Origin of the sequence: Streptomyces sp. NPDC018833, from assembly GCF_044390825.1 — a bacterium.
Lineage (GTDB): Bacteria > Actinomycetota > Actinomycetes > Streptomycetales > Streptomycetaceae > Streptomyces.
Map to the genome: position 1 here is coordinate 806563 of NZ_JBIRZM010000001.1, position 14166 is coordinate 820728.

The following is a 14166-nucleotide window of genomic DNA, read 5'->3' on the forward strand; positions in this document are numbered from 1 at the left end:
AGGGCAGCGCGACGCTCTACCGATGCCCCCTGGAGCAGGAGCAGGAGCAGGAGCAGGAGCAGGAGCAAGAGCAGAAGCAGGACCGGGACGACACGACGGCGGGGAGGCGCGGCGCGACGTGGCGAACGCGGCAGGCAGCGGGTGCGGCAGCACGGCGACGGGTTCGAGGATCGGCGCGGTCAGAGCGGCGCTGTGGCTCGTCGCCGCCCTCCTCGCCGTACGGCAGACGGCGGCGGTGCTGCGGCAGCCGCCCGGCGAACGGCTCACCGACCTGGAGACCTGGATCGGGCCCAGCGGTGTGCTGCACGTGACGGGCGGGCTCTACGACACCGACCGGTTCACCGGCACACCCTTCGCCGGCCTCGTGCTCAAGCCGTTCGCCCGCTCCGCCGAGCAGAGCCTCGGCATCGCCTGGACCTTCGGCACGCTGCTGCTCGTCGTCGCCCTCGGCCTCGTCGTCTCCGGCGCCCTGCCCGTGCCCGTGTCGCGTCGCAGCACCCTGCTCGCCGCCCCCGTCGCCATCAGCCTGCTGATGCTGTCCCTGCCCGTCCGCAACAGCTTCCACCTGGGCCAGACGAGCATCATCCCCGTCCTGCTCGTCCTCCTCGGCTGCTTCGCCGCGCGCGGCGAGAGGTCCTCCGGTCTGCTCATCGGCCTAGGCGCGGCCCTCCAGCCAACCGTCCTGCTCTTCGCGCCGCTGCTGTGGTTCACCGGCCGCCGGCAAGCCGCCGCGAGCGCCACAGGCACCTTCGCCGCCCTCTCCGTGCTCGCCTGGGCAGCGCTGCCCGGCGACTCGTGGACGTACTGGGTGCACCACGCCGCAGGAGCCGGGCTCGGCGACCGCCCGGACAGCATGGCCAACCAGTCCCTGCACGGCGCACTGCTCCGCTTCGGTCTCTCGGGTCCGCTGGAGATCGCCCTCTGTCTGCTGCTCGCCGCCGTCGTCGCGTTCCTCGGCCTGCGCCGCGCCGTTCGCTACGCCCGTGACGGCCAGCTCCTCCTGGCCGTCGCGCTGACCGGCTGCGTCGCCGTCGCCGTCTCCCCGACCGCCTGGCAGCACCAACTGCTGTGGGTGCTCCTCGCCGTCGTGGGCCGGGTCGGCAAGCGTGCCGGCGACCGCCTGCTGTGGCCGGTTCTCGTCGTCCTGGTGGTGACGCTCCCCGGCACGATGCTCCTGCCGAACATGACGGTGCTGCACCCGATCCGCGACAACGCGCTGCTCGTCGCCGCGGTGGCGGCGGCCTGCGCGGTGCCGTTCCTGTCGCTCGAATCGCCGCACTTCCGCCGCCCCGTGCCCACCCGGTACGCCCGGCCGGTTCCCGCGGGCTGGAGCCGCGTGCCGCTGCTGCCCTTATGGCGGCGGGCCCTGAGCCGACCGAACCTCCTCCTCGAACTGCTGGTGATTCGGGTCGGCTACTCGGTGTACTCGCACATCCGTGCCGCCGCGACCGGCAGCGTGGACGCGGCGGAGTCGCACGCCCGGCAGATCCACTCCGTCGAGGCCGCGCTCGGCATCGACATCGAGCACTGGGTCAACCAGGCGGTCGTACGGACGGACTGGGCCGAAGCCTTCTTCGACTTCTACTACACGTCCTTCCACTTCGTGGTCCCGCTGGGCATCCTCGCGATCCTCTACGTCCGCCGCCCGTCCGACTACCGCTGGGCCCGCTCCTCGCTGGCCCTCGCGACCGTTCTCGCCCTGCTGGGATTCTGGCTGTACCCGCTCGCGCCGCCGCGCCTGATGCCGGGCATGGGGTTCGTCGACACCGTGCACGGACCGCAGGATCTGGCCCATCCCGACTACGGTGCGATGACCGCCGTCACCAACCAGTACGCGGCCATGCCGTCGCTGCACTTCGGCTGGTCGCTGTGGTGCGGCCTGGTCGTGCTGGTGCTCGCGCCCAGGCTGTGGATGAAGCTCCTCGCGCTCCTGCATCCGCTGTTCACGGTGTGCGCCATCGTCGCCACCGCCAACCACTGGGTGCTGGACGCGGTGGGCGGCGCGGCCGTCGTCGGCGCGGGCTTCGGCCTCACCTACGTCCTCGCCGGACGCCGCGAACTCCAGATCCCGGCACATGCGGTGCCCCCCGCACGGACGGCCGAGACCACGGAGGTCGCCACCACACGTGCGTGATCCCCGGTGGGTGCGGGACATGTTTCCCGAACCGACCGGGGTGTGGATCGTCGCGTTCAGCCATCCTCCGACACCTCGGCCGGTTCCGCCACTTGAGCGACGGCCGCGGCGACCTCGAACCAGACCGTCTTGCCGCCCTGCCTCCGGCTGTCCACGCCCCACTTGTCGACGACGGCGTCGAGCAGCGCCAGCCCGCGGCCGCCCTCGTCGTCCGCACCGGCGTGCCGCAGGACGGGCAGCCGGCCGGTGCCGTCCGACACCTCGACGCGTACGCCCTCGGGATGCCGCATGATCAGTAACGCGCAGTGCCGCCCGGGCACATGTCGAACCACGTTGGCCAGCAGTTCGGTGACCGCGAGCTCGACGGAGTCGGCGAGTTCGCGCAGTTTCCACAATGTCAGGTAGCAGCGGACGATCCGCCGGACGTGCCGCGCGGAGTGGGCGCCTGCGGTGAGGCGCATACCGTACTGGGGAATGTCTTCGTTCACGCCACGAGCGTGGCCTGCGGCGACTACGCTGGGCTACCGAACGTACGCAACGTGCTTTTCCGTTGCGGCAGTTGAGCAAGGGGGTCCGCCATGCCCGACGTCCGACACATCAACGCCCTCGACCCGAGCGCCTCGCCGCTCGACTACTACGGCTACGAGCTGCGCCGCTACCGCGAGACGGCGGGCCTGACGCAGAAACAGCTCGGCGGGATCGTCAACTACACGGGCTCCCTGGTGGGCCAGGTGGAGACGGCACGGAAGCTCCCGACGCGTGAGTTCACCGAACGGGTGGATGCCGCGCTCGGGGCGGGGGGCGCGCTCATCCGGCTGCTGCCGCTGGTACTGCGGCACCAGCTGCCGGTGTGGTTCCAGGGATACGCCGAGATCGAAGCCACTGCACGGCAGATTTATGCCTTTCAGCCGCAGCTCGTGCATGGGTTGTTGCAGACGGAGGCCTACGCGCACGCCGTCCTGGGCGTCATGACCACTGCCGGCGTCGTGGAGAAGGCGGCGGCGAGGATGGCGCGCCAGCGAATCCTGGACCGAGACAGGCCGCCGCTGTTGTGGATCGTGATGAGTGAAGCAGTGCTGTACCAGCGGCTCGGAGGCACGGCGGTCATGCGCGCACAACTGGCCCATCTGTTGACCTACCGGGAGGGCTCACGGGCCAACGTCCAGATCCTGCCGTTCGACGCAGGTGCGTACGCCGGATTCTCCGGGGCGTTCACGGTATTCCGCTTCCAGCGTGACCCGGACATGGCCTACATGGAGGATTACCGGTCCGGTCATTCCTCCGTCGACGCGCAGCAGGTCGAGGAGCTGTCCCTCCGCTACGCTCGCCTGCAAGCCGCCGCACTCTCCGTCGAGGACTCGGCTGAACTGATTCGCCACGTGATGGAGGAACGCTATGGGAAGCAAGACGCGGTGGCGTAAGTCGAGTTACAGCGACGACAAGGGGGGCGAGCGCGTCGAATGCGCCCCCCTCGGCGGCGCCGCCTGGCGCAAGTCCAGTTACAGCGACGACAAGGGGGGCGAATGCGTCCAGTGCGCCGTGCTCACCCACGCCGTCGCCGTCCGCGACTCCAAGGACATCACGCGCCCGGCCCTTCACCTCACCCCCGCCGCGTTCGCCGCGTTCGTCGACTCCCTGCGGTGATACGGGGCCTCTTCAGGCGCGGGCAACGACCAGCAATTACTGGCCCGCCCTCTCCTCCATGCTTCGAGCGGTCGTCCGCTCGCGTCCCCAGGCGGCCAGTGGCTGGAGTGCGTCGTTGAGGCGCTTGCCGTCCTCGGTCAGTGAGTACTCGACGCGGGGCGGCACCTCGTCGTAGGAGACGCGGTGCACGACGCCGTCTGCTTCCATCTCGCGCAGGTGGGAGGCGAGCACCTTCTCGGTGATCCCGGGAAGCAGTCGGCGCAGCTGGCCGAAGCGGCGGTAGGGGTGCTCGTGGAGTGCCCAGAGGATGAGTACCTTCCACTTGCCGCCGATCACCTCGATCGCGGTGTCGATCCCGCAGGTGTGTCCGTCTGGTGCGCCTGGCCGGTTCAGCGTCGTCATGCCCCACCCTTCTGCCCTGCTCACTCTCCCCGGGGTAACCACCTACTCCGAAGTGCGTACTTGATCACCTCCGGGCTCGTGACCAGCCTAATCGGCATGACACAGAACACTGTTGAGAAGAACTCCGTCACGCTGCTGGGCCTCGGCGCGATGGGCACCGCGCTGGCCCGTACCTGGCTTGCCGCCGGCCACCCGCTCACGGTCTGGAACCGCAGCCCGGCCCGTGCCGCGGCGCTCTCCGCCGAGGGGGCGGAGGTCGCGGACAGCGCCGCTGAGGCGGTCGCGGCGAACACCCTGGTCGTTGTCTGTCTGTTGGATGACGCCTCGGTCGACGAGGCGCTGGCCGGCACCGACCTGGCCGACCGGGACCTGGTCAACCTGACCACCAGCACCCCTGCCCAGGCCCGCGCCCGCGCCGAGTGGGCCCGCGAGCGCGGTGCCCGCTACCTGGACGGCGGGATCATGGCTGTTCCTCCGATGATCGGTGTCCCGGAGGCCGGCGGCTATGTCTTCTACAGCGGCTCGCGGGAGTTGTTCGAGCGGCATCAGGAGACGTTGGGCGTCCCGGCCGGCACCACCTACGTCGGCGAGGACGCGGGCTTCGCGGCCCTGCACGACGTGGCCCTGCTCAGTGCCATGTACGGGATGTTCGCCGGGGTCGCGCACGCCTTCGCCCTGATCCGCAAGGAGGACATCGACCCCGCGTCGCTCGCACCGCTGCTCGCCGACTGGCTCGTCGCGATGGCTCCGGCGGTTCACCAGACCGCCGACCAGCTGCGGAGCGGCGACTACACCAAGGGTGTCGTCTCCAATCTCGCCATGCAGGTAGCCGGTACGCCGACCTTCCTGAGCACTGCCGAGCAGCAGGGCGTCAGCCCGGAACTGCTCAGCCCTTACTTCGAGCTGATGCGCCGCCGCCTGGACGGGGGCGGCGGCGAGGAGGACCTGACGGGCGTCATCGACCTGCTGGTGTACTGACTGACCGCCTGCCGCCCCCGACCGCCCGTGCTGGTCGCAGCCCCCGCCGAGTGGCTGTGACCAGTTCTTTCGCAACAGCCGGCACCCCTTCGCGCCCGGACAGCGCGGCGCCACCGATGACGGCCCGGCCGGGCACCGGACGCCGATCGGCCCGGGCAGGGAACTCCAGCGCCCACCGCGGGAGGGGCACGGCTTCGACGCCGTGCTCAGGTGCCGCGCAGGGGACGTGGACACTCACGCAGATCGTTCCGGAGCAGTAGCGGATCGGTTATTCCGCGTAATCGCCGGGACAGCGGCCTCCTTCCCTCGACGGGAAGGAGGCCGCACTGTTCGTGACTGCGTCAATTCGCCGCGTGAGAAGCCGAGTTGACAGGAATTCAAAAAGGGCTGACCTGTATTTCGATCAGATTACGACATCCTTAAATGGGACTAGACCACAGCAGCTCAACGCGCGTAACTTCCTTGCCTGCGGGGCGAGTTGACTGATCATCAATTCAAGAGCGTTGATAACAGAACGACTTCGGAAAAGTCGATCCCAATTGTCGGAATTTTCCGTTCATTTGGTCTGGCAAGCTTTCGCGCACCCATCCCCTGACCAAGGAAGAGGTGCAGTTTGTCCAGACGCAGAAGACTCAAGAAGCCTGCGCGTCGTAAGTCCCGTCGACTCATACTCGGCACGGCCGCGGTCGCCGTCATGGCGGTCGTGGCCGGAGTGGCCTACCAGGCGACCCAGCCGGGGTCGGACGCAAACCGACCGCTGTCGCTCGCCCAGGGGGAGGCGCTCGCAGCGACCCCGCAGCCGGCCAAGGAACCGGCTCGCGACAAGGACCCCGAGCCGCTCAAGGAAGTGCCCAAGAGCGAGCCCGAGCGGGGCCTGATCTACGAAGGGCTGAAGCCCGCGCACGAGGGGGATCCGTGCGCGGGGGTGTACCGCACGGCCGGCGGTCACTGCACTCATGGCCCTGACGCCCCTCCGAAGGGCGTCGACATCAAGAAGGACACCCCGCCCGCGGTGAAGGCCGCCGCACCCGCGGAGGATCCGGCCAAGTCGGAGAGCGCGAAGCCTTCCGGGGGAGAGCTTCCGCGCACAACCGCACCCGCACTCGACGCCGCGACCCCGGCCAGTAAGGCGAGCAGCCCTCCCGCTGCCGGGGGGTCCACCTCGCATGCCCCCGCGGCGAACGGGCCCGCGGGGCAGACCGTGCGCTGCGACGGCGACGGCAACAGCGGCAACCGTGTCCAGGTGGTGTACGTGCACGCCCCAGGACGAGACCGGTACGCGGAGTACCTCCCGTCGTTCCGCAAGTGGGCCGCCGACGCCGACCTCATCTACTCGGAGAGCGCCAAGGACACCGGCGGGGTGCGGAACATCCGCTATGTGACGGCCGCCGACTGCACGCCGACCGTGCTCAACATCGAGCTCCCGGCCTCCGCGCTGTCCGAGTTCAGCGCCACGAACAGGGCGCTCGCGGCCAAGGGCCTCGACCGCCGTGACCGCAAGTACATGATCTTCGCCGACACGCAGGTCTACTGTGGCATCGGCAGCTTCGCCGGGGACGAGCGTCCCGGTCAGAACAACCTCAGCAACTTCGGCCCGTCCTACGGCCGTACCGACACCGGTTGCTGGGGCGGACACACCGCGGCGCACGAACTGGGCCACAACCTCGGCGCGGTGAACAACAGCGCACCCAACACCAGCCGGGGTGCGCACTGCACGGACGAGTACGACGTCATGTGCTACTCGGACACCCCGTACTACCCGAAGATGCGCTACGTCTGCCGGGGCCAGGAGTACGAGAACCGTCTGGACTGCAACCACGACGACTACTTCCACACCAACCCCCGGCAGGGCAGCTATCTCGCCACGCACTGGAACGTCGCGGACAACCAGTTCCTGATCAAGGGCAACACCGGGGGCCCCAACCCGAACCCCAGTCCGACGCCGACGACCCCGACGCCCAAGCCCACCCCGACGAACGGCTCCGGCACCGGGCCCGCCGTCACCGTCGGGCAGATCGGCCCGGACTCGGCAGTCGCCGGCTGGAGCGCGGTCAGCGGCGCGGCCTGGTACCAGATCTTCCTGAACGACCAGGCCATCGGCTGGGTGCAGGGGACCAGCGCCCGTGTCTACAACCTGAAGCCGGGAACGGACTACACCGTCTCCGTCTCGGTGCGTGACTCCTCGGGCCGCGACAGCGGTCGGGGCAAGGCGGCCTCGTTCCGCACCTCGGGCGGTGGTGGCGGTGGTACGACCCCCACGCCCAACACGCGCCATCTGCTGACCAACGGCGCGACCGGGAACGCGGCCGAGATCTGGGGCGGCAGGAGCGGTGACGGCACCGTCCTCGTCGGCTCGCAGCGCAACGGATACGCCCAGCAGCAGTGGTACTTCGACGGCGCGGGCAACGGCTACACCCGTATCCGTTCCGCCGTCTCCGGCAAGTGCCTCCAGGTCGGCGGCGCCCCCTCCGCCGGCATGTATGTGGCGCAGCAGCCCTGCGCCGACACCGCTGCCCAGCGGTGGAGGATCGCCCAGAGCGGCAACGGCGTGACGGTGACTGCCGGTGACAGCCGCTACGTCCTCGGTGTCAGCAACCGCCCGTACTACGGGTCGTGGCTGATCGAGCTGCAGAACGCGGCGGGCACGCCGGCCCAGGTATGGACGGTCCAGAAGGCCGCCTGAGTCTGAGGACCCCGCATCAGTTCCGATGACGGCCGGCGGGCCTGTGGCCCGCCGGCCGTTCCCATTCCACCCCCACCTCTCGTCCATGGAGGACATCGTCATGCGCCGAGCCCTCGTCCCGGCCGTCGCCACCGCGTTGGCGGGCGCGGCCCTGTCCCTGACCACCGCCACCGGCGTCGCCCTGGCTCACGGTGACACGCTGAAGGTGGAGATCACCGGACATGACTTCGGTCGCGTGCGGACGACCGTCACCTGGGAGAACGACAACGACCCGGTCGACGAGCGGGTCGCTGCCACGGTGAACGCGGTCAGCGCCGACGGGAGCAGGTCCCTCGGCCCCTTCAAGCTCGTCCGCGACCCCGCCTCGGCGACCGGTTACGCCACCGCCGAGGCGCTGCCCCCCGGGCGCTGGAGGGTCACCGTGGAGGCGGGCCATCCGGGGCTCGGCCGGGACGAGGAGGAGATCACGGTCTCTCCCGGGACCCCTGCCTCGCCCACGGCCGGCCCCGGCACGGCGCGGCCCACGGCCGGCCCCGGCACAGAGCGGCCCACGGCCGGAGGAGGTACGGCACAGCCCGAGTCCGCCACGCCCGACGAGTCCGCGGGACGCGACGGCAAGGGGCGGACCACCGCGGCTGCCGACCCTGACACAGCCGCCCGTTCCGGTACGGGGGGAACCGGCACCCTCCTGGTGGCAGGGGGAGTCCTGTTGGCGTGTGCGGCCGGTGCGGGCGTCGTCCGGCGCATCCGCCGCGCCGGGGCGCGGGGCGCCCGCTGACCTGGTTCCGACGAGGATGAGTTCCATCTCGTGGATGGCGAGGGACTTGCCGAGGCGGAAGTGCGGGCCTCCCCGCCGAAGCCCAGGTGGGGGTTGGGGTCGCGGGTGATGTCGAAGCGCTCGGGGTCGCTGTTGGCGGAGGAGTAGAACAGGCCGACCCGGTCGCCCTTCTTGAGCGGCGGCGCGGTAGATCTGGCGCGGATTGACGTCCGGCAAGCTGTGATCCAACGGTCCACCGACAGGGATGACGGTGAAACAGGGATGTGGGGGACCGACACCGTGTCGATCCCCCACATCCCTGTGTTGCCGTTCAGCCCAAGGTCTTCAGGGCTGCCCAGCCGCTCTCGCCGGCAGTGAAGCGGGTGCCATGAGTGGTCGCCTTGCCCGGGTAGAAGTAGAGCGCCCCGCCCGTGGTGACGGCCCAGAAGTCGGGGATTGCGTCTCCGTTTGCGTCGGGCGTGCCCTGCAGCATGGGGAACGCAGCACGTCCCCATCCCGTCGTGCCGTACACCACCTCTGCTCCGCCGGCGCCGGAGGTCGCGCTGGCGAAGGAGGTGAAGTCGACGCCGCCGCCGGCGGTGGGCTTGCCCTTGCGGAGCAGGAGGCCGCGGTCGGTGTCGGGTCCGCGCATGAGGAGGTCGGCGATGCCGTCGCCGCTGATGTCGCGGACGCCGATGACGTCGTAGCTGGTCCAGCCGCTCAGCCCGATCAGCTGGGCCTTGCTGAAGCTTGCCCCTGTGTATCCGGTGAAGGCCCAGAGCTGCTGTCCTGCCAGGGCGACGGCGTCCGGATTTCCGTCTCCGGTCACGTCCTCGGCGGCCACGAGCTGGGTGAGGGACGAGGGGGCAGGTGCGCCGTCGGGGAGCAGCACTTCCAGGCGTCGGCCGACCTCGAAACCGCCGTATCCGTCACCCGGATAGAGGTAGAGCTTGCCGTCGGGCATACGGGCGAGGAGATCGTTGATGCCATCGCCGGGGTACCAGTCCGTCGCGTGGCTGATCAGAGCGGGCTTGCCGTCGGCTCCAGTCCAGAAGCCGTCCTCGACCAAGGAGCCGTTGTCGTGGGCTCCAGGCATGTGAATGTTGACGTCGCCCATTTCGCCGGCATAACTCCGCAGGTTCCCGGCGCCGTCGACGGCGAGGAGGTCGGGGTACGCGTCACCGGTGAGGTCGCCGGGTGCGTCGCCAGTGTCTCGGGGGGAAACATAGAACAGGTACTTGGTGGGGGTGGGTGACGAGTTGCCCGCCGAGTCGTGGGCCTTGACGTAGAGGACGTTCAGCGCGGCTGTTGGGGGCTTGAGGGTGACAGTGGCGGAGGCACCCGCGCTGACGCTGACGCTCTTGTCATATGCCAGCGAGTTGAACGAGTAGCTGTACCGCACCGTGTCCGTCGAGCCGTCCGGACTGAAGGTGAAGGCTCCGGCGGTGCCGAACTTGGCGTCGCTCCAGTTTTCTCCGCTTCCGTCGTCCTCAGGAAACGTGATGGAGGCCACCTTCGGTGAGTTGGGCGCCGAGGAGTCATAGACGAAGCCGCAGTTGGCCAGACCGGGCGGGGCGTAGGTGGAGGCCGCGCCCGTGGAGTCGATGGCACGCACGGCCCAGAAGTAGGTCTTCCCGTTGTAGAAGTTGGTGCTCGTTCCGTCGGCGCCGTCCAGTGTGACGCTGGCATTGCCCGAAGAATCGACGAGTCTGTTGCCGTCGTAGATCCGTGTGCTGCTTCCGGACTGCCAGACGGCGAAGTTGAGGTACTTCAGGTCGTCAGGGTCCGGGTCGTAACCGTGCGCCGCGAACGTCAGGTCATGCTTGCCGACCGAGGCGTACGGGCTGGTGGTGTCGCAGTCCGGGCCCGGGTCCATCGTGAGCTTTGTGGGTTCTGCGGGTTTGCGGTTGTAGACGATGGTGATCTTGGGTGCGGACTCACCCTCTGCTGTGAACTTCTTCCAGGAGTACGAGGAGCTCTCATTGGTGGCATACAGGCCCATGGTGAAGGCGGTCCAGCCTTCTTCGGCGGCTTGCTGCGCGATGGACTTGGCGCCGACGTCGACATATGCGTCCGGGCACTGGGAGTTGTAGCCGTTCGCGAAGGAATCGGTCCAGATATGGGTTACGCGGGCGGGTTGATGATTCCAGGTGGTCGACGAGGAGATACCTCCGGTGTGCCAGACCTGCATCTCGCGGGGTTCGCACGACCAGGCGTAGGTCTCGCGCAGCCTGATCGTCGCCGAAGTGACCGTCGCGCCCTCGATGCTAGAGGTCCAGCCGAGGCGGAAGAAGGAGCGGGAAAGGCCATTGGTCGTCGACTCGTAGCCGACACGCGCCTCGGTCGTACCGCTGTTGTAGTTGGCACCGTCGTAGAAGCTGGACGTGGGGTGCTTTTGGTAGACCGTGGTCCAGTTCTTGGTCTTGCCCGTGATGGATGGATCGATGAAGACAGGCCAAACGGTGTCTTTGGCGGTCAGCAGGGACCGGGCCGGAGTAACCGAGAGCTCCGCCGAAGTGCTGCCCTGCCCTGTGAGTGCGGCCTTGCCGACCGCGCTGTGAGTGTCAGGCTGCGGGCCAAGCAGACCGGGCAGTGCAAAGACCTCCTCGGGGCTCGGACCGGTGACGCTCGTGATGCTGTGGTTGGAGTACTGCGCGCTCGTGCCCGCCGAACTCGTCTCTGTGCTGGTGGCCGGCACGGGTTCTTCGGGATGGCCCGGTCCGTTGGGATCCGTGGAGGGATTGTCGGTCAGCGGTTCCCCCGGTTCCTCGGAGTACGAAGGTGAGGGCACTGCGCTGGGCTCGACCGGCTCGGGGTCGGCCCCTTCTGTGACAGCGGGTTTGCCGGCCGAATCCCACATGTACGGAGTCGGTGAGACGGCTATCTCTTCGCCTGTGCCGTTCTTCCCCGTGACTACTTGGGTCACGGGATCCAGGTGGAAGGTCAGGTCTGAAGACGACAGTTGGTAGGAAAGCGTGTCGAGAGCAGGATTGGCCGCCGCCTCGGGGCTGTGCACGATCAGGACATGGCTGAAACCACTGTCCCGAGCGGTCAACAGCAGGTCCACCCCCTCGAACACACCGCGGTACAGGGCGCGAGACCCCTCGACGACCGGAGTCGGGAGCGCGCCGGGCCAGCGCATGGTGAGCTCATGTCCCTGGGAGGTGAAGGTGATCAGGTCGCTGTAGGACGTGTTCACCCCTGACGCCTGGGCATGGCTGCTGGAGGCTGCGCGGGAGACCGTGAAGGACGCGCGCTTGACGGTGCCGGTGCTTGTACTGCTCTTGCCCGTGTGGAAGATCACCGGGTCGGCCGCCGCCTTGGGCGCCCAGCCGTTGTGCACACGAACCAATGTGGTGTCGATCGGCTTCCACTGGCCGTCGACCTTGGCGCGGATCGGCGCGGCGTGCGAGGTCAGTTCGAAGCTGCCGTCCGGAAGGGCGTACGTGGTCGATGTCGCGCTGGCCAGAGCGGAGACCTCGACGCGTTTGCCGCTCTCACGAGCCTTCTTCTGTGCCGCGTTCTGGTCGAGGGAGCCTGATGCCTTTGCCGGGCGTTGGGGCGCGGCATCATCCTGATCCTCCCAGGGCACGGTCAGCAAGGCGACACAGAGACCGGCCGCCACCAATGCGGCGACTCCCGCCCCGGTGCGCCGGGGCACGCCCCGGATGAGACGACGACGATCCACGGTGCTGGCTTCCCCTCCCCAGAACAGCAGCCTCCGGGCAGAGCCGGCTGTTGCCGTGACGTTCGCTTGGCGCCCCGTGACGTTCCTGTGGTCTGTCGAGGTGCGAACTCAGGAACGGACCACTGATGGGTTGGGGCTGGAGAAGCATCGCGGATGCATCACGTGTCCTCCACATGTGTGTCCGCCCAGTTTCTGAGCGACTCACGCGGGCCGAGTCAGGGAACCGCAGTGTGCACGCGCGCATCTTGATTGGCGAGGGCTTGCTGCCGGTGTGGCGAAGCAGGACAAGAGCCGCTTTATGAACACCCAATGGCCGCTTGATGGTGGCGTTTGTTGGCACATGACCTAGATGCCGCGAGCATGGCAACTACTCCTTGGTCAGGCCAAGAGTCCGCATCTGATGATCTAAGTCGGCAATTGGTCAGGTCCATATCCAATTGACGTGTGATCAGAATTACAACAAGCCTTCATGTATTTGACGGCGTGTGAAGAAATGACTGAACATGCCGCAGCAAACAACCTTGCTGGACTTTGCCTGTCTGCTGCACCGAGGGCTGAGGCCGCATCAACTGTGGGGGGCCGCAGTCGTCATGTGGGGACCACTTTCGTGGAGCGGGCGGGGACGTCTCTCCGGCACAAGGGCCGAACGGCACAGACGCGTGCGCCGACGTGTAGCTGTCATCGGCCCGGTCGCACTGGCACTGACCGTGGGGATGCTGCCGTCGGCGTATGCCTTGCCACCGGACAGCGACCGCTCCCAAGTCGAATTGGTCGACCTGCCTGAGGCCCAAGAGGCAAAGGGCCAGGACGGCGGCGGTCTGGCGGCGATGATGACGCCGGAGATTCCTGCGGAGAAGGAGTACGAGCCGACGAAGACAGTCGCCCCGGTGGGTGCCGCGGCCACCGAGACAGTGACGGGACTGACGCCGGGTAAAACCGTGCCGGTCGGCACCCTGCCCGTCGCGGTCGGCGCGCCGGCTTCTGCCACGGTCGAACAGAGCACGGCGCTTGAGGGCGACTGGCAGGTGTCGCTGGCCGATCAGACCGAACTTGCCGACACCGAGATCGAGGGTCTGGTCTTCACCGTCAGGCCTCCTGCCGCGGCGACTGGCACGGCGCTGGTGGCGCTGGACTACACGGAGTTCGCTGAGTTGTACGGTGCCAACTGGGCGGACCGCCTCCAGTTGGTGCAGTACCCGTCCTGCTTCCTGACCACCCCGGACATCGAGGGATGCTCGGAACCGACCGAGGTCGACACGAAGAATGTGGTGGCGCCGAAGACGACCGACGTCTCCGGTGACGGCAAGCTGGACGGCAGCCGCAGAATCGAGGCCACCGTCGATGTCGCGTCTCTGACCGACCCCGCTGCCGGTACCGCCTCTTCCGCGTCCACCGATTCCCTCGACGGCCCCACCACAGCCACCAATGCGGTGTACCGCACAGGTAGCGCTCCGAAGACGGTCACACCGTCGGTCGCTCGTGCCGCGACGAATTCCGGCTCCTCTGTCCTCGTGGCCACCTCCTCGGGCAGTGGCGCGAAGGGCGACTTCTCGGCGACGCCGCTGCCCAGCGCGGGCTCCTGGTCGGCCGGTACGAGTTCGGGAGCGTTCTCCTACACGTACGCGATGCAGGCACCGACCGTACCGGGCGGGCCGTCGCCGAGTCTGGGCTTTACTTACAACTCCCAGGCCGTGGACGGCCGTACGTCGGCCCCACCAACAATCAGGCGTCATGGATCGGCGACGGCTGGGACTATAACCCCGGTTCCATCACCCGCACCTATCGGGCATGCCGGGACGACCGGACGAACGGCAACAACAAGGACCGCAAGACCGGTGACCTGTGCTGGGGCTCGTACAACGCGACCCTGACACTTGGCG

The 14166-nt window shown here is 68.3% G+C and carries 10 protein-coding genes and 1 pseudogene; 7 read left to right on the top strand and 4 right to left on the bottom strand.

From position 1 onward, the window contains the following. Positions 1-118: 118 nt before the first annotated feature. A complete protein-coding gene (locus tag ACH5AF_RS03750; protein ID WP_398899718.1) occupies positions 119-2134 on the top strand; it encodes a bifunctional glycosyltransferase 87/phosphatase PAP2 family protein in 2016 nt (671 codons plus the stop codon). Positions 2135-2190: 56 nt separating this feature from the next. Here ACH5AF_RS03750 and ACH5AF_RS03755 read toward each other — a convergent pair whose 3' ends face one another. Continuing rightward, entirely contained in the window at positions 2191-2622 is a 432-nt protein-coding gene (locus tag ACH5AF_RS03755) for an ATP-binding protein (RefSeq protein ID WP_398899719.1), read from the bottom strand. Between the two features lie 90 nt (positions 2623-2712). Between ACH5AF_RS03755 and ACH5AF_RS03760 the strand changes: the two genes are divergently transcribed. Together ACH5AF_RS03760 and ACH5AF_RS03765 are read left to right on the top strand one after the other, a co-directional pair. Next, on the top strand, positions 2713-3555 hold the full coding sequence (locus ACH5AF_RS03760; protein ID WP_398899721.1) for a helix-turn-helix domain-containing protein: 843 nt from the start codon (positions 2713-2715) through the stop codon (positions 3553-3555). Then, a complete protein-coding gene (locus ACH5AF_RS03765) occupies positions 3530-3778 on the top strand; it encodes a DUF397 domain-containing protein (RefSeq protein WP_398899722.1) in 249 nt (82 codons plus the stop codon). Before ACH5AF_RS03760 ends, ACH5AF_RS03765 begins: the two co-directional genes overlap by 26 nt. Positions 3779-3814: 36 nt before the next feature. On the opposite strand, the gene ACH5AF_RS03770 is transcribed toward ACH5AF_RS03765, so the two are convergent. Continuing rightward, positions 3815-4180, bottom strand: a complete 366-nt coding sequence (locus tag ACH5AF_RS03770; protein ID WP_398899723.1) for a winged helix-turn-helix transcriptional regulator — start codon at positions 4178-4180, stop codon at positions 3815-3817. Between the two features lie 96 nt (positions 4181-4276). Here ACH5AF_RS03770 and ACH5AF_RS03775 point away from each other — a divergent pair, with 96 nt between their 5' ends. The 3 genes from ACH5AF_RS03775 (at position 4277) to ACH5AF_RS03785 (ending at position 8619) form a co-directional block, all read left to right on the top strand. Beyond that, positions 4277-5158 carry an NAD(P)-dependent oxidoreductase gene (locus ACH5AF_RS03775; protein ID WP_398899724.1) on the top strand — a complete coding sequence of 294 codons (882 nt, stop codon included), beginning with the start codon at positions 4277-4279 and terminating at the stop codon, positions 5156-5158. A 613-nt stretch (positions 5159-5771) separates the two neighbouring features. Then, positions 5772-7841: an RICIN domain-containing protein gene (locus tag ACH5AF_RS03780; RefSeq protein ID WP_398899725.1), complete on the top strand. Its 2070-nt coding sequence runs from the start codon at positions 5772-5774 to the stop codon at positions 7839-7841. Between the two features lie 85 nt (positions 7842-7926). Further along, positions 7927-8619 carry a hypothetical protein gene (locus ACH5AF_RS03785; protein WP_398899800.1) on the top strand — a complete coding sequence of 231 codons (693 nt, stop codon included), beginning with the start codon at positions 7927-7929 and terminating at the stop codon, positions 8617-8619. A 15-nt stretch (positions 8620-8634) separates the two neighbouring features. Here ACH5AF_RS03785 and ACH5AF_RS03790 read toward each other — a convergent pair. Further along, positions 8635-8795 (bottom strand): annotated as a pseudogene (locus tag ACH5AF_RS03790) (steroid C27-monooxygenase); the annotation flags it as partial. A gap of 134 nt (positions 8796-8929) precedes the next feature. Further along, positions 8930-12259: a VCBS repeat-containing protein gene (locus tag ACH5AF_RS03795; RefSeq protein ID WP_398899726.1), complete on the bottom strand. Its 3330-nt coding sequence runs from the start codon at positions 12257-12259 to the stop codon at positions 8930-8932. Positions 12260-12945: 686 nt separating this feature from the next. On the opposite strand from ACH5AF_RS03795, the gene ACH5AF_RS03800 reads away from it, so the two are divergent. Beyond that, positions 12946-14157 carry a hypothetical protein gene (locus ACH5AF_RS03800; protein ID WP_398899727.1) on the top strand — a complete coding sequence of 404 codons (1212 nt, stop codon included), beginning with the start codon at positions 12946-12948 and terminating at the stop codon, positions 14155-14157. Positions 14158-14166 lie beyond the last annotated feature (9 nt).